Here is a 24,547-nt window from a genome sequence, read left to right as displayed (position 1 = left end):
CCCGCTCCATGAGCGGGTTTTGTCTTATTGATATCATTGTATTTCCTGTATGTAAATTTGCTTTCCGGATTTACAATACTGTAATCTTTCCTTTATGGATTGTACCGTTTGCTTCCAGTTGATAGTAATAGATACCTGGTGCTAATTTCGAAATGTCAAGACTAGCCTCATTCTTGCCATTTTGCTGAATGAATGATTGCTGTAATACGCTTTTACCTAAGGTATTACTGATTTGTAACTTTGCAGCACTTTCCGGGTTATTACCTGCAGACCAGGTAAAGTTGATCTTGTCCTGTGCCGGATTAGGGAATACCTGCACAGCATCCATTTCAGGGTCAAGAAGTGTTACACCAGAGTTCCAGTAATTACCGGGGAATCCGCCATCGATAATTCTGAAATAAGAATAGCGCTCAATAAGGCCGCAAGGTGTTGTATTAACGCCTAGGGTGACTTTAAAATAAGTATTGTTCTTAATCGCATTATAGTTAGCTAAAAACCAGCCATTAGGTACAAGTGTATTGAAGTTGAAATTATTAAAAGGAGTTAATTGAGTGGAGTCAAAAGACATACCTCCTGCAACCGGATTTCCTGTATTGTCGACCTGCTGTACCTTCAAAGTATAATTCTGAATGGTAAGATCTCCTGAAGGAGTAAACGTTGACTGCTGAATGCCTGCAGTAAGCGCACCCAACCAGCCATCTTTACAGAATACAGCTGTTGCCGGCTGTGTGTAAGGACTAGAAGAGGCCAGCTGACTGGCGGTAACTACTCGGTTCTGAGCGGTACAGCTTGATGGTCCTTGCATTTTGAAGTCGGCTACCAGTCCGGCTCTGCGAATGTTGAATGTTTGGGTGATGGTCGAAGTCGTACAACCATTGTTGAACGTCAGTGTAAATCGTACGCCGCCTGTATAGCTGCTCAGGCCGAACAGGGATCCTACATTAACACTTCCCGGAGTCTGCGGAGCGCCCAGCGGATTGCCGGTTGTTGCAATAGGTAATCCTACGGCTGTAAACGTATTACCCGATACCGTTCCTTTTTGCAGCGTAATGCCTGCTGTAGTAATATAACCACCGGCATCGAAATTGATGATCATCGGTGCATTGTCGCACAGGATTACATCAGGGATTACCGGGAGGTTATTTTGTGATATACCATTCAGGTTATAGCTTGGAGACAGGGTGTAGCCTTTAAACGTTTCCCCATCTATCTGTGACTGAATTTTATAGCCAAATCCACCATTAGAATAGGTATTGATGTATACCTGTGTCGTACCGTTTATTTTTACGGGCGTAAGGGTACTGTTGGTAATGTTCAATGTATACAAGGCTCCTGCGGTCATTGTATTATCTCCCAGACCTGTATTGGGATTGGTGGCCATATATAACTGTCCGTCTCTGCCCAGCTCTATCTCGGTATAGCCCCAGCTTAACTCTGAAGTGGTGGATGGCAGGCCAACTGTTGGAAAGATATTGGTATATGATAGATCAGATAATTTTACATAGCATACACTACCGGCAGTAGGACCACTTCCGTGCCAGCTGATGTAGACACGGTCATCGCCGCCCGGCATAGGTACATACTCATACCCGTGAATATGTCTGCCTGTTGTAGCAGGGAAATTTGCAGTGAGTTCAGTAACCGGATAACCTGTAGTGAATAAATCGACACACCATACCTTAGCGAAGTTGCGGTCGCTGAACAGTAAATAACGACCACTCGGACTTACCTCCATCTGGTTGTAGGTCTCAAAAGTGCTTACGCCTATAGATATATTGCGGAGGTGTTGCACCGCGCCTATTGTCCCGTTTAAGGAGACACTGAAGGCCTTCAGTGCATTGTTCTTGGCATCATAGAAATAAACCATTCTGGAGCCATCATTTCTCACCGGAGCCACAGCTACAGTATGAGAGGACTGATCATCAGATTGCTCCGAAAACAGTTCTACGCTGTCCGTTTGGACCAGTGATGCGGGATTACTACCATTGAGCTTACGCAGCATCAGTTTACTGTTGGCCGGATAATGGCTCAGTGCCCATTCTACAGAATAGAATTGTTTACACAGGCCCGTTACCGGAAATACGTTTCTATAACCTTTGGCAGCTACATTGGTGCCGGAAAGATTATAGGTACCGCAATTGGGCACAAATGCAAAGGGGTTACTACCCGGAGCGGTAGAGATTACCTGTGCGGTGGCCGTTCCGTTGCAGCCGATACTGGTCATGGATAAGGGTACACCGGCGGAAGTTCCGTTAAACTGAATACGGGTTGCCGGAGGTATAACCCAGTCATAAGATTGTGCGGATGCATTGAATGCAGCGGAGGATAATAGTGTTGCCGCCATGATGCGTTGCATGCCCCGTTTCACATTGTAGAAATTTGGAATAGCCATGTGTTTTTAATTGATTGGTGTATCGTAAAACTAACATGGAATATTCCTGTCTTTTTGCTGAATTGATGAACGGTAATATAGGATGCAGGAACGGTAGTGTATAGTTGATAAACGGTCAGGACGGGCATCCCCTGGCCAGTTGTAAAATGGCTATAGCACCAGGTGCTGCCGGGTTGTCTTTAAGCTGGAAGCTGTAGGTCTTGCCCTGCGTTTCGGAAAGCAGTTGCAGCCTGCTGCGGATCATATCCAGGCCCAGGCTTTTATGTGTTTTCTCTGTAGTATGTGTGTTGGCTGTTCCGGGTCCGTTATCCTGTATACAGATCCATAAACTATCCGGACTTATCCTGCAGGATATGGTAATCAAAACCGGTTTTTTACTCTTCATCACTCCATGAATAACGGCATTTTCCGCCAGGGGTTGCAGGAGCATTACCGGTACTGTAATCTTTTCCGGATCTACACCCGGTCCAAGCTCGATAGTATAGCTCAATCTGTCTTCAAAACGTAATTGCTCCAGGTCCAGGTAATGGCTTATATATTCCAGTTCTTTGGAGAGCAGTATCTTCGTTTCCCGGCTGCTGTTAAGGCTTCCGCGAATCAGTTTTGAAAACTTGGCCAGGTATTTATTGGCCTGGTACCGGTCATGGTCATTGATATAACCCTGGATCGCATTCAGCGCATTGAATACAAAATGTGGGTTCATCATAGCTTGCAGGGCACTCAGCTTCAATAGGGCAACCTGTAGCTTCAGGTCCTGGTCCTGCCTTTGTCTTTTGCGCAACCTTCCCGCAAGATAATTGCTCACGAGTAGTACCACAACCAATCCCGACAGCAAGAGCGCAAGGCCTACGGGCCATCGTTGAAAAAATGGTACAGGGATTTGTAATAAAACGGTCTTTTCCTCCGACCAGGCACTATTTCCTTTGCGGCAGCGCAGGTATAACTTCTTCTTCCCTTCGAAACTCAGGGGAATGGAGAAAAACGGACCAGAGGTTTCAATAAAATTATCAGCACCGTCAAAACGGTAGGAGAAGACTACCGGGGCCGTATTACCAAAGGCTACAGCACTGCACTCCAGCTTTATTTCCTTGCTTTTTTCGGGCAGGTGTATGGTTCCAGTGGGGTTGATCCAGACCTGGGCTTTATTCTGGATGGAATGGATGAACAGTCGCGGTCTTTCAGGAGCCTGGGTCAAAGAGCCCAGGGCCATTTTTTGTAATCCTTCTGCGGTCACCGTATAAAGAAAGTCCTCGTCACGGCAAAAGGCCAGGACATTATCCGATAGGAGGCCATTGCTCTTATTTACCCATAATGCCGGTTTGAACGTATTGTGTTCCAGCCGGAACATGCCGATTCCTGCATCCCCAGCCAGCCATAACTGATCACCATACATTTTTGTTTTACTGACAGAGCCTCCATGCAATGCTTCTGGCAGGATCAGTTGCCTGATCCTGCCCTGTGTATCAGCAATCATAATTCCATTACTTTCTGTGGTCAGTACCAGGAGATCAGGGGCGGGCATCTTGATGTCTGTGATACGTTGATTGGCCAGAGGTTCAGGAAGGTTCAGCTGATGGCTCTTTCCGCCCTTCAGGAAATGGAATCCGTCCATGTCGCTGTACCAAATCCTGCCGGGAGCGATATCCGGGCAGATGGCATATTTACGGTTCGCGCTCCAGAATACAGAATCAACAACCAGCTGGGCGCTGCGGATATCCAGTGATAATAAGTTGCGGATACCATTCAGATATAATTTTCCCGAAGCGGTTATTTCGGCATCTTTCATCGGCACGATAACCGGTTGCTGACTATATCGCACGTTTAATGATCTGAACCTGTTGAGGCCACCTGTCTGCCATATCCAAATCAGGCCACCGGAAACAATTACCTTTCCTGAATGCTGGTCATAGTGTACATTTTTGATCATCATGGCCGTATTGACCGATCGGAGCAGAACCGTATCCAGCTTTAATTCTCTGTTGAAGCAAGCTACACTGCCGTTCTCAAATCCGGTTACGATCTGTGTGCCGCAGACCTCCATATCAGTAATGATTTTCCCCGGCCATTCTTTCGTAAAAGCTGCTGCCCTTGCTTCTCTTTTATTATCCGGGTAGTAATATAAACCATCGGCAAGTGAAGTGATCCACACACCTCCCTTTTTATCAGACCATGCACGTCCGGGCGAATAAATATCCGTGAAGGTCCGGGAAATACTATATGCTCCGTTCTGCTCCTGCAGTTCTATTACCCGTCCATTGCTGCAGGTGATAAAGATGTGTCCTGATGACTGAACCTCAAGCTTCCAGGGCTCCAGTGCTTCGGTCCAGGAATATAGTAACTCCTCTTTACCCTTGCGGAAGCGGAATAATTTGTCCGACATCAGGTAATAAAGTGCATTGCCGTTTGCAACAACCGTTCCACTATTGGTAATCCCTTTAAGCTTATAGATTTGCTGCCTGTTCTTATGAATGAAGTTATTGAACAGATAATAGCTATCGCTTCCATCCTCCCAGTAAATATTCACCTTGTAGGGCATCATATTGCCGTTGAGGATACTGTCTGCATTAACGGTTAATTGCGTATAGTCACCACCAATACCCGAGATATGATTGATGTTATTCCGTCCTTCATAGAAGTGAGGAGAGTAATTCATAAGCCGTATTCCGGCAAGCGCAGGTGTATTGGCCGGATGATAGAAACGGCCTTTGTCATAATAGCCTATCCTGCCATTGAAGCAGCAAAACCAGATCCTTCCGTATTTATCGACGCTGATCTCCAGTACTTCATTGTCCGGCAATCCGTCTTTGGTGCCAAATTGCCGGAAGTGAGTGCCATCGAAGCGATATACGCCGGTGTTGGAACTGATCCAGAGAAAGCCCTCCCTGTCCTGGGCAATATCATACATATAGTTGCCACTCAGGCCTTCTGCCGTACTGTAACGGATATAGGTGCCGGGCTGTGTAAATGCGGTTCCGCTAAAGAACAGGCAGTATAGGATAATTAAAGGTAGTCGTTTCAAGAACCCAGTTTTTTGGATAGCTCAAGAAACAGAGGCAGCTTTCTCCTGCTGACAGGGATCTCATATCCTCCGGCAAGCAAGGCTGTATAACCATTCTTGGAAGAATAACCTTTCAGGTGCTGGAGATTGATGATAAATGATTTGTGGGAACGGAAAAATGTTGGGTTCGTTAATAAGGTTTCATAAGATCCCAACTGGCGGGAAGCCGTAATCTTACGGGAACCTTCCAGGTAAAATGCGGTATAGCTGCCGGCAGCTTCGGCAAATAGAATCTGCGCCCGGTCAAATAATTCAAAACCATTATCGTGATTGACGATGACCTGTTGCTGCTGCAGATCTGGTACGGATGGTTGCGGCACGGGCAATACCGGCGTTTTTCTTTGCAGGAATGCTGTTGCCTTGTCTACAGCGATCAGCAGCTCGTCAATGTCTATCGGTTTCAAAAGATAGTCTATTGCCTGTGCTTTAATGGCTTTCAGACTGAAGGTATCATGGGCAGTTACAAAGATCAGTGCCTGAATTTTGTCCTGCACTTTCTGTAATAAATCAAAACCGGTCTCAGTACCCAGGTTCACGTCAAGAAATACAATGTCAATTTTATTTTCGTGCAGTAGTCTGGTAGCGGCAGCTATATCTTCTGCCAGAAAAATGGTACTGAGCTGAGGACAGTGCTCCGTTAATAATCCATGCAGGCATTTACGCGCCGGTGCTTCATCATCTAATATAAGGGCAGAAAACATAAAGTGTGTGTTGAATACTATGGGTTAAGTATAAAAACATCTTCACATGAAATCTCCATCTTTCCGGCAATATAATAACTGCCGTGTCCAAAAACGTTTCCCCTTTGCCAGTCTATAATACCTTAACGTTCAATGTAGATAGGAATAATTTACCTCGCTCAGTCACTACCGTAAATGTACATAATATTTCCTATTGTTGTGTGTTTTTGTGGTCATTATTAAGACCGCCCGGCACCGGAGTACTACAGCCTTAATCCGAAATAGAAACACCTATTCTCTTTGTGTATATATTAAAACCCGCCAGGGTAGCGGGTTTAATACGTTTTTAAATAAGGCATTTAAAGTTTGATTTCAATATCAAGCTGCCGGCCTTCCTTAAAGGCTTTCTTATCCATTGATGAACCAACAGCTGCACCAATAGCCATACCAATGGGTAGTCCTACACCAATCAGTCCGATATTGCCTATGCTCAAACCAAATGCCGATCCGATCGGTAATCCGAATGCAGTGAAACCTAAAAGCATCCACATGTTCCGGTAATGGTTTTTGGCAACAATTTTATGCTCTTTTTCCAGCAGTTTCAGGATTGCCGTTTGTTGTTGTTTTACCAGCTTGCCCAAAGCTGCTCCATCAAGTGCAGAAGCATTTACTACTGCCACATGCTGGCTAATGCTGCGTTCCGTATCTGCTGGTAAATCTTTATTATTTATTGCCTTTATCAGCATACCCAGCTGTTCATAGATCCGGTGTAGTTTGTTGTCACTTGAGAGGTCGGGTCTGTTATTTAGTTCAGTAATATTCATATGTATTTGTCCTTGTAAAGCTGGTTTTTAGCGCTCAAATATACATAAGTTTTGCCGGAGTAGAGGGCGGGGGAGTGACATAGCCGGTTGATCTGTTTTGTTGTTTTGATCAGGCACTTGTATGTGGAATATTTAATATGTATTTTGGGTTCTATCAATGAATGCCTGGCTATAGTATAATGACTCAAGCATAGGGTGTTCTTTGGTTTTTTAATAACTGACTATCCGCATATAGTAAACTATTTTATTCGTCCTTTTGTCCGGCAACAAAAGGACCAAAAATGCCTTTGTTTTCATCAAGGCGATTGCGGGGCACCGCCATTTTGTACCGTTGCGTGCATTGATCGTTTGAGCTTAACGCGTGATCCGTTCGGTGTTCAACGATCGCAGCTCCACTCCAAAATGGCTATCGCTGTGATGAAAACAATAAGCGATCCGTACAGAACAGATCGCTCGAAAGGCCTTATAAATCCGGCGTTAATAAAATCATTGGCTCGGTCGATAAAGTCGGAAACCACTGTCTGAGCGCAGCGAGTCTGGTTTGTGACCGGCCGACACATTGATTTTTAGCCAGGAATTTATACAGCCTTGATTTTTTGGCGGTACCTTTTGCATCAAGGCAAAAGGTAGAAAAAGATATAAATAGACTATTTAAATCATAATGCTAAACTTTGTTTCCTTTAAGCGGAGACTCAGTTTTTAATAATTCTTTCTGATGCATTTCACCCGTTAAACATAAAAAATATGAAAAAATTATTATGCTCATTCCTTACAATCATTAGCCTGAATGCCTTCGGTCAGGAGAAAATTCATACCAATACGGTTATTCAGGAAAGTGGTAGTATTTATTTTCTGAATAACGATTATACTTTAACAGGAACTAGTCTTAAGCTTGGAGACAAGGAGGACAGCCGTACCATTGAATTGGTTCCGGTAAGCGATCGTAAAAGTGGCGGGATAAGAACCCGCGTATTTAAATCGAAAGATGGCTCAGATGAATATGAAATTATTGATGCTGATAACTGTTACATCATTAACTGGTATGGTATCATTTTCAAAAACGAGCCCAAGAAATACCTTAGCCGCTATGATGAAAATTGCATTCCCAAAAAATTAAGGAAACTACTCAAAAACCAGAGAATGTATCTGGGCAAACCGTATAAATGGTAGTCAGTAGTTTTAAGACAATAAACAACAAGCGCCGGGATTCCCGGCGCTTGTTGTTTATTGTCTTTTCTGAAATGCTTACAGGGCTTTATACTTCACCCTCATTGAAGCCAGTATGCCAATGCCGCCTTGCACATTGGTGTATAGCCTGGTGGGTTCGGCAAAGGGATTACCATCTGTATTGCCCAGCGTATTCAATGATTCTGCAAATTTGTAATATTCCTCACTGATATTGGATACAGATAGGGTACAGGTCCCGGAGTCCTTTGCATAAGCTCCTAATTCTATTTTGGTACTGATTTCTGCGGTAGCATCATGATCATCCGTAACATAATAGATCGCTACGTTACTGTTATTCCAGGGCATTTCAGAATAAATGTTGATCCTGTAAAAATTCTCTTGCCCGCGTATATCAGCCACCTTGGTTTTGATCCTGTAAATATCACTCGATGCGGAATGAAAAGGACCAGTTGTCTCAAAGCTGAAATCAAAATCTGGAGCAGGTACCGTAGTCATGGCCTCCATAGAGAATTTATCTCCGTTTTTGGCGCGTACCGTATAGGTACTTCCGGATAATATGGGTAGCTCCGTTCTTTTCAGATAGAATACTACCAGTCCGTAATTATTGGTCAGGAACTGCAAAGGCTTTACCACACCATTAGACTCAATGGTTACCTGCGCATGTTCCAGGTCGGTCTGTGTAATGGTTTTCTTGTTTTTGGTAATCCCCGATGCAACTGATAAGGCAATGGTAATCGTATCAAGGTCGGGATTCAGGTACCCCTGTAGTATGGCCATATCATCGGCCTGCGCCAGCGGAATATTGGTTACTTCCTTACGGCAGCTGCTCATAGTATATGCGAGCGACAGAAATGCGATTAGTTTATACACTGTATATCTCATAGTAATGGCTTAGCTAAATTTGAATGAATATGTGATAGATGGAATGAACGGGAAAATGGTGTATTTATACAGCTTCTGCTCACTCATAAAAGAACTGCTTTCCATGTTATAGAAGAACGGATTTTGTCGGTTGTATACATTGTAGAAACTAAGCTCCCAGGTCCTTACCCCGTTCTTCTTCTGCTTCATAAACTGTATGCCCAGATCCATACGGTGATAGGCTTCGGTACGATAAGTATTCCGGTCAGTGTAGAGGTGATAGCCGTTGTAGACATTACTGCCACTGAGGTTACCGTCTACCGGTATATTACCTACAATATTTGCTTCATATCTCGGTAGCATTACCGGGTTGCCCGTTGCAAAAGTGAAGAGTGCATTCAGCCGTATCTTTTTATTGATTTCATAAAAGCCTACCAGGTTTACATCATGTCTCCGGTCATGTCTCGGGTAGAACCATTCTCCGTTATTGATCTCAGCAAAATGGTATTTCGTCCAGGAAAGCGTGTAGGAAAGCCAGCCCGTGAAACGGCCTTTTTGCTTTTGGAACATCAGTTCTGCACCATAGCTTTTGCCCGTACCCGAGGTCACATTATCTTCAAAAGTAATCGGCTTACCATTATCCGTAGGGTCACCTATAGACATAAAAGAAGCGCCTTCTTTGTACGAAACAATATTGCTCATGTCTTTGTAATAACCCTCCAGGCTCAGGTTGAACATCTGTTTGCCAATCTGCAGATCACGGAACAAGCCCGCACTATACTGTTTCGCTCTTTGCGGAGCCACACGCTCCGTAGCTGGTATCCACAGGTCTGTAGGCATATTGATGCCCGTAGAGCTCACCAGGTGCATATACTGGTTCATTACCGTGTAACTTGCCTTTACAGAAGTCAGATCGTTCAGCAGGTAACGCACCGAAGCACGGGGCTCCAGGTTGAAATATGTTTTGGCATTGGTCGTGAAGGAAGAACCCCTTAAGCCCAGGTTGGCTGCCAGTGATTTAGTGATCTTCCATTCATCATCAATGTACAGGTTGTTTTCCCAGCTGATATAATCATCTGCCTGGGTGATCTTCTTGTCCTGGTTTTCAATGGTTGTGTATACACTCGGTTTGAATAGATGCCTCGTGATCTTATACCCGGCCTTTATGGTATGACGAGCGCTGGCATAATAACTCAGGTCATATTTGGCGCCAATATCATCGATTGAAGAAAGGTATTGCATGATATATGTATCAGATCCAAACTTTTCCTTCATGTATACCGACATGTTATAATTGCTGTAGTTGAATGTAAGATTGGCAAAGAGTTTGGGATTGAGTATCATATTCCAGCGGAAGGTACCCGTAGCATTACCCCAGCTGAAATTGTTCTTGGCACTGCTCTCCATATCGCGATCTTTGAAGTTGATATAGAATTTATCCCTGCCAAAATACCCGCTGAGGTAAATGCTGTTACGATCATTGATCTGGTAGTTTACCTTCGCATTCATGTCATAAAAGTAGTAACCAGCGGGACTTTCCCCGAAAGCTTTCAGAATAGGCTGCGCCAGTACATCGGCATATGTTCTGCGGCCAGAAAGCAGGAAAGAAGCCTTGTTTTTTACAATAGGACCTTCGATTGTAACCCGGGACGATAACAGGCCGATGCCGTATTCTCCCTTAAATTTTTCTTTATCACCTTCTTTCATCGTCATGTTCAGGACAGAAGACAGGCGCTCTCCGTATTTGGCAGGATAGCCCCCTTTGATGAGTTCTACGCCTTTCAGCGCATCACCGTTAAATACGGAGAAGAAGCCGAACAGGTGACTGGCATTATACACCACCGCATCGTCCAGTATGATTAGGTTCTGGTCCACACCACCGCCCCGTACATTGAATCCGCTGCTGCCTTCCTGTCCCTTCTGCACGCCAGGCAAGAGTTTGATGACTTTAAATACATCTTTCTCGCCCAGTAATGCCGGTACATTTTTGATCTGGTCAATTTCGAGCTGATGTGTGCCCATGCGAAGGTTGGCGACCTGCCCGGATTGTGCTGTAACGGTAACTTCTTCCAGCGTATTCTGGGGCGCAATATCCATGTCCAGCTTCTGACTGCTGTTCAGGTCGATGGTAAATGTCTTGTTGCTGACATAGCCGGGGAAATAGACCTCCAGCTCGTAACTGCCCTGCGGAAGACTCAGGGAATAAAAACCGTACTCATTTGTAGTGACAAATGTTTCGGAGCCTTTAACCTTAATAACGGCTCCCGGAAGTGTTTCCTGCGAGTTGCTTTCCTTGACAAACCCGCTCAGGGTAAGCTTCGCCTGGGCAAAGGCCGGGCTTGTTGCGGCAAAGGCCCCAACAATAGATAGGGATACAATAGTAGATTTCATGGAATCTTAATTGACAGGTGTGTTAATTAAATGTTTAAGTTATAACGGAGAGATTTGAGTATTAGTATAAAGAGCAGGCAATTGCAGGGATGGATAAAAGTAAAAAGAAATACAGGCTAAAAATGTACATTATTGAACGCAGAATTGACATTGCTTCATATAAATATTCCGGCAATAAATAATATACCTATTGGTATATTTTATCTGATATTGTGTAGCTTTGTGGATCAGCAATTATTTTATGCTTATCGCACATGACAAAAGCAGAGCAGACAAGACAGTTTATTATAGAGCAATCAGCCACCGTATTTAACGTAAAAGGATACGAGAATACGTCTTTGTCTGATGTTCAGAAAGCGACGAAACTGACTAAAGGCGCTATCTACGGAAACTTTGCAGATAAGAATGAGCTGGCTATTGCAGCCTATGAGTATAACAGCTCTGTCATCATTAATGCTTTAAAAGACTGGATCGGAAAAGCTACTTCTGCAAAAGAGGCCCTGCTGGCCTACCCGGATTTTTATGTCCGTAACGGACAGATCGTTTTCGGGAAAGGGGGCTGCCCTTTAATGAATGCAGCGGTGGAGGCAGACGATCACCTGCATTTTATGCGCGATATAGTTCGTAAAAGCATGAAGCAGTTTCTGCGGTTGATCCGGGAGGTTATTGAGCAGGGACAAGCCAAAAAAGAATTTAAATCCAAAGCCGATGCGACTACATATGCTGCTACTATTTTCAGTATTATGGAAGGTAATATGCTCCTGGCAAAGATTATGAATGATACTAAATATTTCCAGCTCGCAGCAGACAGAATCAAACTGATTGTGGTGCAGGAATTACTGAAATAAAATTTTTTCACCATTAATATACCAATCGGTATATTAATGGTTTCTATGGTTTAAAACACAAATAGTAATTATGAACAGAGTAGTCATTACAGGGCTTGGGGCCCTCACTCCCCTGGGGAACAACGTAAGTGATTTCTGGCAATCGCTTACCAATGGAATGAGTGGCGCGGCACCCATTACCAAATTTGATACCGATAGATTCAAAACCAAATTTGCCTGTGAACTCAAGCATTTTGATCCCTTAGATCATATGGAAAAGGCTGCTGCTCGTAAGTATGATCTGTTTACGCAGTATGCGCTGGCAGCGGTAGCAGAAGCCGTTAAGGACAGCAATATCAATTTTGAGGAGCTGAATAAAAACCGCATCGGAGTGATCTGGGGATCCGGTAATGGAGGGATCGGTACATTCCAGGAGCAAGTTATGGAATATGCCAAAGGTGATGGCACGCCTCGTTTCAGTCCCTTCTTTATTCCTAAAATGATTGTTGACATTGCCTCCGGTGTGATCTCCATCAAGTATGGATTAAGGGGGATTAACTATACAACGGTATCTGCCTGTGCGACCTCCAATACCGCGATCATTGATGCCTTTAATTATATCCGCTGGGGTAAGGCTGATATGATCATTACCGGAGGATCGGAAGCGCCCATTAATGAAAGTTCTGTGGGAGGCTTCAATGCCTCAAAAGCATTGTCTACTCTTAATGACCAGCCGGTTATAGCATCCCGTCCTTTCGATATCAACAGAGATGGGTTTGTGATGGGTGAGGGAGCCGGTGCCCTTATCCTGGAGTCTTATGAGCATGCCATAAAACGTAATGCTCCCATCCTTGCTGAAATTGTGGGTGGTGGAATGGCTGCCGATGCATACCACCTGACCGGAACGCATCCTGAAGGGGAGGGCGCTTACCTGGGTATGCTGGCTGCTTTGGAAGATGCGGAGATTACCGCAGGAGATATCGATTACCTGAATGCACATGCAACCTCAACACCTCAGGGCGACCTCAGTGAGTTAAAAGCAATAGAGCGTGTTTTTGGCAGAGGTACTGGATTAAATATCAGCGCGACGAAATCAATGACAGGTCACCTCCTGGGTGCAGCTGGTGCTGTAGAAGCGATCGCCTGTATTAAGGCAGTGATGCATGATATCGTACCTCCGACGATTAATGCTGTTGATATAGAGCCGGAGTATAAAGATGACTTTAATTTTACCCTGCACACTGCTCAGCAAAAAACGATAAATTATGCCATGAGCAATACCTTTGGTTTTGGCGGACACATCGCAACCTCCATCTTCAAGAAATATAAATCATCGTAATAATGCTTCCTGTTCGGAGCATATACAAAAGAGCAAGCATCATGCTTGCTCTTTTTTGTAATTATAAATCAGTTATAATCCCCAGAAGTCCTTCATCAGATCCAGTACCAGTTGCGGACGTACACGATCCATAGGATGTTTGGTATCCGGCAGTACGGCGAACCTTGCTTCGGGTATGCTGCGATACACCTGTGTACTTTCCTCGAGGCTGACCATATTGTCTTTATCTCCAAGCATGATCTGTACAGGCAGACTAAGGGTAGATAGATTTTCTGATTGCAAAACCGGTTTTTTGCCCAGGGCTATCATCATACCGGCAATTTCGGGTAACAATTGCTTCCATTGCGTTCCATGCTGTGCTTCCAGTTGTGCGGCGTATTTAGGTATTTTGGCCTGTATAGTTTCCGGGTCCAGCATTTTACTTTCTTTGATTGCCTGTTCTTCAGTCCAGTCAAATTTGGTGCCTAGTGTCATCACCGATTTTACCCTGTCTGGTTGTTGCAGGGCATAACACAGCGCCACATAACCACCCATGCTGTGCCCGAAGAGATGCACTTCCTGCAGTTCTTCCCGATTACAATAAGCCGCTAATTCCCGGGTATATTGTTCCATTGTAATACCTCCTTCAGGAAGGCTTGTCTGGCCGTGCCCTGAGAACAGTGGTGTATGGATATTAAAATGCGGGGATAATATGTCCTTATAAGGTGCGAACAGATCGCTGTGCCCCAGGGCACCATGCAGGAGTATCAGGTTTTTCATGCTATTTTAGTTTGGGGATGAAAATAGGAAAATATATTGAAGACACATAAAGCAGAAGAGCAGGCTTTATGCCTGCTCTTCTGCTCAAGAAATATATTTACGCCTCATCTTCTACGGTAGCATCCGGTGCATTGTTTTTGACCGACTCGATACCATTATCACGGCTGGCTTCGGATTCATACATCTGGCTGCTGCCAATGACCTGTCCGTTACCCGCCTTCAGGTTGAAGTGGAATTTGCCGTTAGAGGCTGTTTTGCGCTCGTAACGATTGTCATCCGGCGCATTCTTTTTTACAGACTCAATTCCGTTTTCGCAACCGGCCTTATTGTTATAGCCTTCGCTGGACAGGATTATCTGGCCATTGCCAGCTTTTAAAGAGAACTGGTATTCTCCGTTAGTTCTTTTAGAGATAGTGAATTTTCCCATAAAATCTATTGTTTCCATAAAACTATAAAACTTCGCCGGAGTAAGCATATATTTTTCATTAATACAGCGTTAATAATCAGGAGATCCTTCTGCGGTTGCTGGAAGAGACCCACTCATCCTCTTTACAGGTACTGCATTTTCCTGCAGGCCCATTGAATTTATACTCGGTATGCCCGCAGTTACTACATGAATAATGACCTGCCGTCTCAATATCAGTGAGGGGATGTGCCAGCTCTTCTGGCATAATCGGTAATCCGTATTTTACTTCTTCGTCCGGGTAAAAAAATACACTGATCTCTCCCGATATCTCTTCCAGTGCGGTTTGTACCTGTCCCAGCTGAGATACGCCTTTGAGCCGTAGTTCTGATAGTAATTCCTGTATGCCCAGGGCCTCTTCCAGAAAATTTTCAGCAAATGCACCTTCCCGTATCAGGCATAGTGGTCTGCCCTCCACAAAGGTTTCGAATTTTTTATACTTCCCGATAAAATGGGTGAGGATGCGATAGACGGTAATGATCACCAGGAAAGAAATGATGGATGGGATGATGCCCACATCTTTATAGATCATCGGGTCACCGGCTGCAGAACCGAACCCTATAATGACCACCAGCTCAAATATGGAGAGTTGTTTTACACCCCTTTTACCCAGTATCTTCAGGCTCAGGATAATCATAAGGAACATAACCGCTGTGCGCAGTACTACTTCTCCAAGAAAACTCCACTCCTCGCTGCCCAGCAAAATTTCTTTCCAGTTAAAATCAGATAACAATATCATAAATGGCAGATGTTAATTAATGAAAATTGAGTGCCTTTAAGATACGCATTATCCTTTCCGGGAAGAAGCGGTTATAATTCTTTTATCATTTTTATAACGCAAACAAGATATCATGAAAAAGAGCCGTAATCGATACGGCTCTTTTTAAAATGTGTTTCTGATAAAAATGATTACTCTAAAGTAGCCTTCAGGGTAATGTCAAAACTAAAGGCATTGCTTACCGGGCAGTTTTGTTCTGCACCTTTGGCAATCTGCTGGAACTGCTCGTCTGTTATGCCGGGAACCTTTGCTTTCAGCGTCAGTTCGGACCGGGTGATCTTACCATCTTCAAAGGTAATGGCAGATTCCGTTTCCAGCGTATCCGGTATGAAACCTGCTTCTGCAAGGTCAAAGCTGAGCTTCATGGTGAAACATCCTGCATGTGCTGCGGCCAGCAACTCTTCAGGGTTTGTGCCAACACCTTCTGCAAAGCGGCTGTTGAAGGAATATTGCGTTTTATTCAGAACGGTACTTTGCGTAGACAGGTGTCCGCTGCCTTCTTTGCCGGTTCCGTTCCATACGGCGGTTGCTTTACGTTTCATCTCTCTGAGTTTAAAAGGTGGATAAAATGGTAATTAATATTACAAAAACATTTATGAATATTGTCGCAATCAGCGTAAAGGTTTTGTGAATATTTTCAGATGCCTAACTGATGTCTACCAGACGGGTAATTTTCTCTCCTTCAAATGTAAATACAGACCAGCCCTTAAGACGCAGCTCCTGACCACTTTTCATACCATTAGGCAGATCTGCACCAATGATGGCGTAGTAGTCGATTTCTATTTCGGTTTCATTACCCGAATCCTTGAACGAAACAATGGTCTGCTTTCTCTCTTTAAAGTATTGCTTTGCCTCCTCTGCCTGTACGCGGAAGGTATGAAGGCCTACCAGCCTCATTTTCCGCTCTCCGTTCTGAATGTTTTCAAATACGATGTTGGGATCGAAGTCAGTCATCATCTGGTCTATGTCATACTGGTTATACCCTTCTACGTAATTGCGGATCATCTGTGCCCGGCTCTTATGGTAATGCTTATTGTTGATCAGGGTATCTTCGCTCACCTGCTCTACCAGTTCCAGTCGTTTTACAATAGTCCTCGGAGCCAGAATGGTGCCTGGTGATAAAACAGCATTGGCACCAATGCGGCAATGGTCGCCCACGATAGCGCCGAACTTCAGCAAACCGCTATCATTAATATCCCCATTGATATTGATGAATATGCGCTTGTCTGAGCGCTCATTAAAATGATTGGCTGTATGCGATCCTGCTTCAAAATTAACTTGTGCGCCAATGAGACTGTCTCCGATAAAATTGAAATGGGCAATGGCTGTACGGCTGCCAATAATGCTGGACTTGATCTCGCAGCCAGTGCCGATACTGACCTGCTCTGTAAGGATTACACCCTGACGTAAATAAGCATTCGCACCGATAAAGCAACCCGGGCCTATAATAGCCGGTGCCTTAATGGTCACATTGTGTTCTAAGACTGCTGTAGGGTGAATGGCAACATTATCCTTTACCTCATAAATGGCGTCCAGTTGTGTGATTTCGTGTTGTACAAAATCGCTCAGTTGCGGCAATAGATTTAATGGCTCCGGTGCCTGCGGATATTGTTCTTTAAAACGGGAGATGTAATCCTGGATGTTAATCATATTTCGTACAGTTCTATCGGCAACTGGTCCGGGTCTTGAAAAAAAGTAAATTGTTTTTGTGTGTAGGGATCGGTACGTATAGGTTCGCAATTTATGCCCTGCAGCACCAGTTGTTGTACCGATGCCTGAATGTCTTTAACTGCAAATGCAAGGTGGCGCAAACCTGTGGCCTCCGGATTGCCCGGGCGTTTGGGCGGATCGGGAAATGAAAACAGTTCAATTACATATTGCCCGTTCAGAGCCAGGTCCAGTTTGTAGGAATCCCTGTCTGCACGGTGCACTTCCTGAATCACTTTCAGTCCCAGTATTTCAGTATAGAAATGCCGGGATCGGGTATAATCACTGCAGATAATGGCGATATGATGTATATGCTCCAGGTGTAACATGATTATTTAAGGGTGTCTTGGCCCAGGCTGATGCAGATAAGCTTATAGCCTTGCGGGGTGCGTAAAAATTCAAAATGATCCTGTTTGAAATCTGTTCCGTTTCTATAATCTATTATGATGCTTTTGGTCGGATAACGCCAGCTTTCAGCATTACCGCAATTATTAAAATAGATATTGAAATCATCGGAAGTATATATAAACTGGTTGAGGGTTCCACTAACAATAGCATAGTCACATGTTTTGTCCTGCACACATTTGAGTTTTGCTTTGAGGAGTACTTCGTTGCGGGACAGAACGGATGATGCTTTTTGAAAAATCCAGCCTTCCTCTTCACTCCAGGTGCACATTGTCGGGAATGCATGTCCGATCATTGTTTGCACTGAAAGCTGATGCAATAATTTCTGTTGCAACCAGTGCTCAAATTCCTTATCCATATCGATAAAGGAATAATATCGGCCATTAGTGCCCTTAAAGCTAATCCTGTCTTGCTGTTGCTCTGGTTTAGAAGTAATGTGTACAGATGAAAAATCCAGTTCCTGGTTATACGGAAAGGAATCGATAAGAACACGGTTTGCTGTATCGATCAATAGCTCTTGACCGCCTACCCAGCTAAAGTGATCGCAACCGGAATGTTGTGCAGTATCCCAGTGCTGCTTATGTGCGTCGCGCAGGACAACAATCATGCCATTATGCACCGGGCTAAGGTCATTATACACGGCGGGTATGACCACCTGGCCATCACGGTTAAGCATGCCTGCTTTGTCTGTTTTCGGGTCCCGGAAGCGGATAAAACCTTCGCTTTCGCAATCGGAAGCATTGTCAAATATATACAGGCTGTCCCTGGCCACCTGCTTGCCGGATCGCGTTACATAATAACTATCCCATTGCTCGCCTTTCTGTTCTGCTAAGGCTGCAATATGATCCAGCTTACGGACAAAGAACATGCTGCTATAGCTGGGTTGAATAACCACCTTGCCTTGCGCATCTTTAAAACCGAATAGGGTCGTGTCATTATTCCAGAAGCTCTGCCACGCACCTGCCTGCTGACCGAAACCGGACAGGCAGCCTAAGCAATAACAACAAAGAAAGAGTAGTTGCTTCATAAAATGATACAATAATGCAGGGCGATGAAAAGGTTGGGATGCTGTACACAACACCTGTTATGAACAGGCATTAAAGTTAGAAAAAGAGGAGCAGCGTAAGGGGCGAAAATATTGTTAAAAAAGAAATGGGGAGTATAGCCAGAATCAGTCCTGCTTTTTCTTGCCGGTTTTTCTGATGAAAATAAGTCTTGTGCTGTATTGATCTCCGTTCAGGAACTGGTCTGTAACATTCATTCCTCCATTGCAGGTATATATCAGCTGACCGTCTTTGATGCTGAGTTCGCAATAAGGTGCGCGATGTTCCTTGTCATCTGCCGGAATAATGAGCTTCTGGTCCCGTAACAATGCCGTATAGGCATCTACATTCATCGCAACTTTACGTTGCGGCACACCTTTCCATTCATTTATGGTCACCCGGTTGCTGTCTGCAGCATCGGGAAATATTTCCATGTAGCGGCTTTCCGCTTTGCAATACCATATACCATCAAACTGTTTGAGTGCAGATTGACCAAAGCTGTTGCCGGAAAAGAGAATAAACAGTAAGGGTAGTAAACGATGCATGTTGTGGTATTAAATGGTCAGCCTGAGTTTAAAGATACTTTTTTCGGGTTTAGGGTATGTGCAGCAGCAGGACTTATGGCTATTGATGAAAAAGTGCATTTCTGTACGCCGTGCCCCAGCTGGCCAGTTCATCAATCAGTGGTCCAACTGTTTTGCCGGCTTCTGTCAGTGCATATTCTACTGTGATTGGCTTTGTATGGACAATCGTACGGGTAATCAATTGATTCATTTCCATGTCCTGCAATTCCTTTGACAGCATTTTAGGGGCAATGCCTTCAACCTCTCTCAGAAGATCCATAAAACGCAATTTTTCATTAAGCAATAATGTGCCCAGAATATGGAACTTCCACTTGCCGGATAAAATCTCCATTGCATCTTTTATAGCGAGAATCCTGGTCTGGCATTGTGTGGTAATATTACATTGCGCTTGCTTCTTCATGTTTATACGGAATCAATCAGTGAGCAAAATTACATTATTAAGGTATATTAGTTACCAATGGGTAACCAGTTTCTTAAGGGTAATGAATAGTGTTTGTATATTAGTAAGGATCTAATTTTGTGGCATCATTTAAAATGAACGCTGCATGATCAGTAGACAGATTTTAAGCATAACAATTGTACTGCTGGGGACCTTCTCCAGTTGTGCAGGACAAAAAAGCGATAAACGTATGATAAACGAAACAAAGAGTGTAAATCCACTTTTATGTGATCCTCAAACCGGGATTTGTGAAATGCCCCTTTCAGGTTCAGCAGATTCAGCCGGGAATAATCTTCAGTCAAAAGACAAGCCGGTTAAGGTGGTCTATTTTACCGATCCTATTTGTTCTTCCTGCTGGGGGATAGAACCGCAGTTGAGAAAATTAAAACTGGAATATGGGGCGCAACTGGAAATAGAATACCGGATGGGGGGCTTATTGCCCGACTGGAGCTATAATAGCGGAGGTATAAGCAAGCCTTCTGACGTTGCCGGACACTGGGATGAAGTAAGTGTATACTATGATATGCCTATAGATGGAGATGTATGGATTGAAGATCCTTTGGCTTCTTCTTATCCTCCATCTATCGCATTCAAGGCGGCCCAGATGCAGGACAAACAAAAGGCCATTCTGTTTTTACGCGAGATAAGAGAGATGGTATTCCTGCAGAAGAAGAATATTGCGAAGTGGGAGCATATTGCTGCTGCAGCCCAAAAGGTGGGTTTAAATGTAACACAGTTAAAAACTGATTTTGAAAACGGGGCTGTTGTACTGTTTGAGGAAGATCTGCAGTTGGCCAGACAATATGGTGTGAGAGGTTTTCCGACTATATTTTTTGCGGATAGCCTGGGCAATAAAGAAATGGTGTACGGCACAAAGTCCTATGCTGTTTATGAAACGACCATCCATAAACTACTTCCGAAAGTAATGAAAAGTGATTACCCAAAAAACTGGGAAACACTTTTTTCAGTATACCACAGCCTTACCGCAAAAGAGTTTGCTGAATTGTCTGGAACGCCAAGAGATAAGAGTGAGCAAGTGCTGGACGATCTAGTTGCTTCAGGGCATTTAGAGAAAGCTGCTATTAAGAACGGGGCAATCTGGAGGGTGAAGAGATAATGTGGTCCTGGAAATCAGGAATAGATTAAAAAAGGAAAAGGCTGATCGATTGATCAGCCTTTTGTGCCCAGGAATGGATTCCAAACACTATGGATATCAATGCTTTGCAACGCTTGTTTGTTAAATTTTTGTCAAAGTATACCTTCTGCCGAAATAATAATAAAGATACACAGATATTAATTAATCTGCTAAGCCTTTTTTCGTGCTTATTAAGAGTTTTTAAGCACTTAACAAATTATAATCAACGAAAAATAATTTTGTGATGCTCACCGGTTTATTCAAAATATTTTTTTGTAGATTGCCTACTTAATAATTTTTATACAAAAACAATTGATGTTTGATAAAAATTGTTTACTTTTGTAGAATTACTACAAGAGGATAAATTTTGAAAAAGCAAATTAAAGACATCGCCAGCATCCGGACCGGACTTTTTGCCAAACCTTCAGGCCAGGGTGAGGTGTTGTATTTGCAGGCTAAACATTTTGATGAACAAGGACAATTACTTTCCGAGCTGTACCCTGACCTGGCAGCTGAAGGTATTGCTGAAAAGCATCGGCTGCAAGCGGGAGATGTGCTTTTTGCGGCCAAAGGAACTAAAAACTTTGCCACCGTTTTTGAAGATCATAATGAGGCGGCGGTGGCTTCCACTTCCTTTTTCGTAGTAAGACTAACAGATAAAAAACTGTTACCTGCCTACCTGGCCTGGTTCCTCAACAGCCCTGCAACACAAACGGTTTTAAAAGGACAAGCCATCGGCAGTTCCATACCCTCTATTTCAAAACAGGTTTTGGAAAACCTGGAAATTACGGCGCCGGGTATCGAAATACAAAAAGCGATTTTGCAAATCGCCCAGCTTCGTACCCGGGAAAAAGCACTGAAGCTGGGCATTGAAACGCTCCGGGAAAAACAAATTCAACAACAAATCAACAACGCAATAAAGTATTAATAATGACCAAGATCACACAGAAAGATATCAACGATGCCGTTTGGAAAGCCTGCGACACCTTCAGGGGAAGCATCGATCCAAGTGTTTACAAAGACTATGTACTCACTATGTTGTTCGTAAAATACCTCAGCGACGTACATGACGATAAAATGGAGGGCTACCTTAAAAAGTATAACAACGATACCCAACGTGCCAAACGCGCTATGCAGCACGAACGTTTTATTGTACCCGAGCACAGTCATTTCAAATACTTATACAACCACCGTAATGATGTCAATATTGGTGAATTGATCAATATTGCGCTTACAGACCTGGAAGAAGCTAACCGTGAAAAACTGTATAGTGAAGACGGGGCCGGTATCTTCCAGAACATAGACTTCAACAGCAGCAGGCTGGGCGAACCTAAAGACAAAAACACCCGGTTGAAGAACCTGTTACTGGATTTCAACAAAGACGCGCTGGACCTTCGCCCCTCGCACCTGGATGGTGTGGACATCATTGGCGGGGCTTACATGTTTTTGATTGAGAATTTTGCCAGCGATGCCGGTAAAAAAGCCGGAGAGTTCTTTACCCCCAAAGAAGTATCTACGCTTATGGCCCAGCTCACCAAATCAAAGCCCGGTTCCCGTATTTGCGATCCTACTTGCGGTTCGGCTTCGCTGTTGATCAAAGCCGGTGAAGAAGTAGGCTCCGATAATTTCTCGTTATACGGGCAGGAAGCCAACGGCAGCACCTGGGCCCTGGCGGTGATGAATATGTTTTTACATGGCTTCGATAACGCTACCATCCGCTGGGGCGATACCATCCGCAACCCCAAGCTCAAGGAAGGCGATATGCTGATGAAGTTCGATACCGTGATAGCCAATCCGCCCTTTTCCCTGGATAAATGGGGAAAGGTTGAAGATAAGGACGGCGACAAAACCACCATCAGTTACGACCCGGAAACGGATAAATACAATCGGTTTTGGCGGGGCGTGCCGCCTAAGAGCAAGGGCGACTGGGCTTTTATCAGCCATATGATAGAAACCCTGAACGAGCACGGCAAAGCCGGTGTGGTAGTGCCGCATGGAGTCTTGTTCCGGGGCAGCAGTGAGGGCCGCATACGCCAACGTACCATAGAAGAGAACCTGCTGGAAGCCGTGATCGGCCTGCCCGCTAATCTGTTTTTCGGCACCGGTATCCCAGCCGCTATCCTCATTTTCAACAAGCAAAAAAGCAGCAACAACTTTTTGTTTATCGATGCCAGCAAGCAATACGAATCTGCCAAGAACCAGAACAAGCTGCGGGCGGACGACATTAAGCACATAGTAAACACCTACCGCAACTTTGCCGCAGGCAAGCTAAAGCCAGGGGTAATAGAAGACAAATACAGCTATGTAGCTACTGCAGAAGAGCTACAGGAAAACGACTTTAACCTGAATATACCCCGCTATGTGGACACTTTTGAAGAAGAAGCGGAAGTGGATATAGCTGCCGTACAAAAAGAGATTGATAAGCTGGAAAAAGAATTGAGCGCGGTACAGACAGAAATAAACCAATATTTAAAACAATTGGCGAAATGATGGCGAGAACAAAAAATACTAAGGTGTTTTACAATAAAGAAATTCCAAATGACTGGGATGTGAAACCGGTTGGAGTAGCATTCAAAATTTGCAATAACCTGAGATTACCAATAAGTGAAGAAGAGAGGGCTAAAATGAAAGGCAACTTTCCATACTATGGCCCTACGAAAATTCAGGATTATATTAATGAGTATCGAATAGAAGGTAAGTATGCATTAATAGGTGAGGATGGAGATCACTTTTTGAAATGGAAGGAACTACCAATGACACTCCTTGTAGAGGGCAAGTTCAATGTCAACAACCACGCACATATTATACAGGGAGAGGAAAATTTGACAGAATGGTTTTTTTATTATTTCAATCAAAAGGAGCTAACACCGCATTTAACAAGACAAGGTGCGGGAAGATATAAACTAACTAAAGATACCCTGTCAAAAATTCTTTGCCCTCTCCCTCCACTGCCTGAGCAAAAAGCTATAACCTCTATACTCGGCACCTGGGATATGGCCATACAAAAAACCGGGCAACTCATCGTTCAAAAAGAACAACGTAAAAAATGGCTGATGCAGCAATTGCTCACTGGTAAGAAAAGATTGAAGGGATTTGGTGGAAAGTGGAAAGAGATGGCCATAGGAGATCTTATTTCCGAGAGTAAAATTCCATCTACTGAGAATGATGCAAACAAAAGATTAACTGTAAAACTCAATTTAAGAGGGATAGAAAAAAGGGATTTTAGAGGCTCAGAAGCGGAAGATGCCACATATTTTTTTATAAGAAAAAAAGGGCAATTTATATATGGCAAGCAAAACTTGCACAAAGGAGCTTTCGGAATAATTCCAGAAGATTTAGATGCGTATGAAAGCTCACAGGATATTCCATCCTTTGATTTTAAAGCTGGCGTAATCCCCATTTTTTTCTTGCTCTTTCTCAGTCAGGAGAACTTTTACAAATCTCTTGAAAAAATATCGACAGGTACTGGTTCTAAGCGGATTCATCCTGACAACCTGTATAAAGTGAGAGTAAATTTTCCATTACTCAAGGAACAAACCGCCATTGCCAAGGTGCTGCAGGCGGCCGATAAAGAGATAGGCTTACTTAAAGCGAAGGACAATAAGCTGCGGGAACAGAAGAAAGGACTGATGCAGCAATTATTGACGGGTAAAGTGAGGTTAAAAATTGATTGA

General features: G+C 43.9%; 22 protein-coding genes. 7 read left to right on the top strand and 15 right to left on the bottom strand.

The features are described from left to right. Positions 1-70 precede the first annotated feature (70 nt). From FTD44_RS04440 to FTD44_RS04425, 4 genes are all read right to left on the bottom strand, one after another. On the bottom strand, positions 71-2,392 hold the full coding sequence (locus FTD44_RS04440) for a T9SS type A sorting domain-containing protein (RefSeq protein WP_222165339.1): 2,322 nt from the start codon (positions 2,390-2,392) through the stop codon (positions 71-73). A 115-nt stretch (positions 2,393-2,507) separates the two neighbouring features. Further along, positions 2,508-5,411 (bottom strand): sensor histidine kinase, encoded by a 2,904-nt coding sequence (locus FTD44_RS04435; RefSeq protein ID WP_222165338.1) that lies wholly within the window; start codon positions 5,409-5,411, stop codon positions 2,508-2,510. Further along, entirely contained in the window at positions 5,408-6,151 is a 744-nt protein-coding gene (locus tag FTD44_RS04430) for a LytR/AlgR family response regulator transcription factor (RefSeq protein ID WP_222165337.1), read from the bottom strand. Before FTD44_RS04430 ends, FTD44_RS04435 begins: the two co-directional genes overlap by 4 nt. A 338-nt stretch (positions 6,152-6,489) precedes the next feature. Continuing rightward, a complete protein-coding gene (locus FTD44_RS04425; protein ID WP_222165336.1) occupies positions 6,490-6,954 on the bottom strand; it encodes a hypothetical protein in 465 nt (154 codons plus the stop codon). A gap of 744 nt (positions 6,955-7,698) precedes the next feature. On the opposite strand from FTD44_RS04425, the gene FTD44_RS04420 reads away from it, so the two are divergent. Next, entirely contained in the window at positions 7,699-8,124 is a 426-nt protein-coding gene (locus FTD44_RS04420) for a hypothetical protein (RefSeq protein WP_222165335.1), read from the top strand. Positions 8,125-8,199: 75 nt separating this feature from the next. On the opposite strand, the gene FTD44_RS04415 is transcribed toward FTD44_RS04420, so the two are convergent. Then, entirely contained in the window at positions 8,200-9,024 is an 825-nt protein-coding gene (locus FTD44_RS04415) for a DUF4249 domain-containing protein (RefSeq protein ID WP_222165334.1), read from the bottom strand. Between the two features lie 9 nt (positions 9,025-9,033). Then, positions 9,034-11,394, bottom strand: a complete 2,361-nt coding sequence (locus tag FTD44_RS04410; RefSeq protein ID WP_222165333.1) for a TonB-dependent receptor — start codon at positions 11,392-11,394, stop codon at positions 9,034-9,036. Between the two features lie 254 nt (positions 11,395-11,648). Between FTD44_RS04410 and FTD44_RS04405 the strand changes: the two genes are divergently transcribed. Both FTD44_RS04405 and fabF read left to right on the top strand, forming a co-directional pair. Then, positions 11,649-12,242, top strand: coding sequence for a TetR/AcrR family transcriptional regulator (locus FTD44_RS04405; RefSeq protein WP_222165332.1), 594 nt, complete (start codon positions 11,649-11,651; stop codon positions 12,240-12,242). Positions 12,243-12,312: 70 nt separating this feature from the next. Then, the gene (fabF, locus tag FTD44_RS04400; protein WP_222165331.1) at positions 12,313-13,560 is read left to right on the top strand and encodes a beta-ketoacyl-ACP synthase II; all 1,248 of its coding nucleotides are present in this window, start codon (positions 12,313-12,315) and stop codon (positions 13,558-13,560) included. A gap of 72 nt (positions 13,561-13,632) precedes the next feature. Here the strand turns inward: fabF and FTD44_RS04395 are convergent, their stop codons facing one another. From FTD44_RS04395 to FTD44_RS04355, 9 genes are all read right to left on the bottom strand, one after another. Beyond that, positions 13,633-14,319, bottom strand: coding sequence for an alpha/beta fold hydrolase (locus FTD44_RS04395; RefSeq protein WP_222165330.1), 687 nt, complete (start codon positions 14,317-14,319; stop codon positions 13,633-13,635). A gap of 97 nt (positions 14,320-14,416) precedes the next feature. Further along, the gene (locus tag FTD44_RS04390; RefSeq protein ID WP_222165329.1) at positions 14,417-14,746 is read right to left on the bottom strand and encodes a YegP family protein; all 330 of its coding nucleotides are present in this window, start codon (positions 14,744-14,746) and stop codon (positions 14,417-14,419) included. Positions 14,747-14,822: 76 nt separating this feature from the next. Further along, complete coding sequence (locus FTD44_RS04385) at positions 14,823-15,521, bottom strand: DUF421 domain-containing protein (RefSeq protein WP_222165328.1); 699 nt, start codon at positions 15,519-15,521, stop codon at positions 14,823-14,825. A gap of 170 nt (positions 15,522-15,691) precedes the next feature. Continuing rightward, positions 15,692-16,102 (bottom strand): OsmC family protein, encoded by a 411-nt coding sequence (locus FTD44_RS04380; RefSeq protein WP_129022202.1) that lies wholly within the window; start codon positions 16,100-16,102, stop codon positions 15,692-15,694. 103 nt (positions 16,103-16,205) lie between these two features. Next, positions 16,206-17,210, bottom strand: a complete 1,005-nt coding sequence (locus FTD44_RS04375) for a DapH/DapD/GlmU-related protein (RefSeq protein ID WP_222165327.1) — start codon at positions 17,208-17,210, stop codon at positions 16,206-16,208. After that, the gene (gloA2, locus tag FTD44_RS04370; RefSeq protein WP_222165326.1) at positions 17,207-17,596 is read right to left on the bottom strand and encodes an SMU1112c/YaeR family gloxylase I-like metalloprotein; all 390 of its coding nucleotides are present in this window, start codon (positions 17,594-17,596) and stop codon (positions 17,207-17,209) included. Before gloA2 ends, FTD44_RS04375 begins: the two co-directional genes overlap by 4 nt. 2 nt (positions 17,597-17,598) lie before the next feature. Then, positions 17,599-18,699, bottom strand: a complete 1,101-nt coding sequence (locus tag FTD44_RS04365; protein WP_222165325.1) for a WG repeat-containing protein — start codon at positions 18,697-18,699, stop codon at positions 17,599-17,601. A gap of 144 nt (positions 18,700-18,843) precedes the next feature. Continuing rightward, entirely contained in the window at positions 18,844-19,260 is a 417-nt protein-coding gene (locus FTD44_RS04360) for a hypothetical protein (RefSeq protein ID WP_222165324.1), read from the bottom strand. Between the two features lie 79 nt (positions 19,261-19,339). Then, entirely contained in the window at positions 19,340-19,699 is a 360-nt protein-coding gene (locus tag FTD44_RS04355) for a winged helix-turn-helix transcriptional regulator (protein ID WP_129022206.1), read from the bottom strand. 229 nt (positions 19,700-19,928) lie between these two features. Between FTD44_RS04355 and FTD44_RS04350 the strand changes: the two genes are divergently transcribed. From FTD44_RS04350 to FTD44_RS04335, 4 genes are all read left to right on the top strand, one after another. Next, positions 19,929-20,855 carry a ClpXP adapter SpxH family protein gene (locus FTD44_RS04350; protein ID WP_222165323.1) on the top strand — a complete coding sequence of 309 codons (927 nt, stop codon included), beginning with the start codon at positions 19,929-19,931 and terminating at the stop codon, positions 20,853-20,855. A gap of 385 nt (positions 20,856-21,240) precedes the next feature. Next, on the top strand, positions 21,241-21,801 hold the full coding sequence (locus FTD44_RS04345; protein ID WP_222165322.1) for a restriction endonuclease subunit S: 561 nt from the start codon (positions 21,241-21,243) through the stop codon (positions 21,799-21,801). 2 nt (positions 21,802-21,803) lie between these two features. Then, positions 21,804-23,363 (top strand): type I restriction-modification system subunit M, encoded by a 1,560-nt coding sequence (locus FTD44_RS04340; RefSeq protein WP_246625326.1) that lies wholly within the window; start codon positions 21,804-21,806, stop codon positions 23,361-23,363. Continuing rightward, positions 23,360-24,547 (top strand): restriction endonuclease subunit S, encoded by a 1,188-nt coding sequence (locus tag FTD44_RS04335; RefSeq protein WP_222165321.1) that lies wholly within the window; start codon positions 23,360-23,362, stop codon positions 24,545-24,547. Before FTD44_RS04340 ends, FTD44_RS04335 begins: the two co-directional genes overlap by 4 nt.

Source organism: Edaphocola aurantiacus, from assembly GCF_019797745.1.
Lineage (GTDB): Bacteria > Bacteroidota > Bacteroidia > Chitinophagales > Chitinophagaceae > Edaphocola > Edaphocola aurantiacus.
This window is presented reverse-complemented; position numbering and strand designations above follow the sequence as displayed.

Excerpts from the sequence above, each read along its gene's own strand:
- gloA2 (WP_222165326.1), bottom strand. The coding sequence starts at position 17,596 with ATGTTACACCTGGAGCATATACATCATATCGCCATTATCTGCAGTGAT.
- FTD44_RS04380 (WP_129022202.1), bottom strand. The coding sequence starts at position 16,102 with ATGAAACGTAAAGCAACCGCCGTATGGAACGGAACCGGCAAAGAAGGC.
- fabF (WP_222165331.1), top strand. The coding sequence starts at position 12,313 with ATGAACAGAGTAGTCATTACAGGGCTTGGGGCCCTCACTCCCCTGGGG.
- FTD44_RS04350 (WP_222165323.1), top strand. The coding sequence starts at position 19,929 with ATGATAAACGAAACAAAGAGTGTAAATCCACTTTTATGTGATCCTCAA.
- FTD44_RS04390 (WP_222165329.1), bottom strand. The coding sequence starts at position 14,746 with ATGGGAAAATTCACTATCTCTAAAAGAACTAACGGAGAATACCAGTTC.
- FTD44_RS04375 (WP_222165327.1), bottom strand. The coding sequence starts at position 17,210 with ATGATTAACATCCAGGATTACATCTCCCGTTTTAAAGAACAATATCCG.
- FTD44_RS04415 (WP_222165334.1), bottom strand. The coding sequence starts at position 9,024 with ATGAGATATACAGTGTATAAACTAATCGCATTTCTGTCGCTCGCATAT.
- FTD44_RS04335 (WP_222165321.1), top strand. The coding sequence starts at position 23,360 with ATGATGGCGAGAACAAAAAATACTAAGGTGTTTTACAATAAAGAAATT.
- FTD44_RS04340 (WP_246625326.1), top strand. The coding sequence starts at position 21,804 with ATGACCAAGATCACACAGAAAGATATCAACGATGCCGTTTGGAAAGCC.
- FTD44_RS04395 (WP_222165330.1), bottom strand. The coding sequence starts at position 14,319 with ATGAAAAACCTGATACTCCTGCATGGTGCCCTGGGGCACAGCGATCTG.
- FTD44_RS04430 (WP_222165337.1), bottom strand. The coding sequence starts at position 6,151 with ATGTTTTCTGCCCTTATATTAGATGATGAAGCACCGGCGCGTAAATGC.
- FTD44_RS04405 (WP_222165332.1), top strand. The coding sequence starts at position 11,649 with ATGACAAAAGCAGAGCAGACAAGACAGTTTATTATAGAGCAATCAGCC.
- FTD44_RS04440 (WP_222165339.1), bottom strand. The coding sequence starts at position 2,392 with ATGGCTATTCCAAATTTCTACAATGTGAAACGGGGCATGCAACGCATC.
- FTD44_RS04360 (WP_222165324.1), bottom strand. The coding sequence starts at position 19,260 with ATGCATCGTTTACTACCCTTACTGTTTATTCTCTTTTCCGGCAACAGC.
- FTD44_RS04425 (WP_222165336.1), bottom strand. The coding sequence starts at position 6,954 with ATGAATATTACTGAACTAAATAACAGACCCGACCTCTCAAGTGACAAC.
- FTD44_RS04385 (WP_222165328.1), bottom strand. The coding sequence starts at position 15,521 with ATGATATTGTTATCTGATTTTAACTGGAAAGAAATTTTGCTGGGCAGC.
- FTD44_RS04410 (WP_222165333.1), bottom strand. The coding sequence starts at position 11,394 with ATGAAATCTACTATTGTATCCCTATCTATTGTTGGGGCCTTTGCCGCA.
- FTD44_RS04355 (WP_129022206.1), bottom strand. The coding sequence starts at position 19,699 with ATGAAGAAGCAAGCGCAATGTAATATTACCACACAATGCCAGACCAGG.
- FTD44_RS04420 (WP_222165335.1), top strand. The coding sequence starts at position 7,699 with ATGAAAAAATTATTATGCTCATTCCTTACAATCATTAGCCTGAATGCC.
- FTD44_RS04365 (WP_222165325.1), bottom strand. The coding sequence starts at position 18,699 with ATGAAGCAACTACTCTTTCTTTGTTGTTATTGCTTAGGCTGCCTGTCC.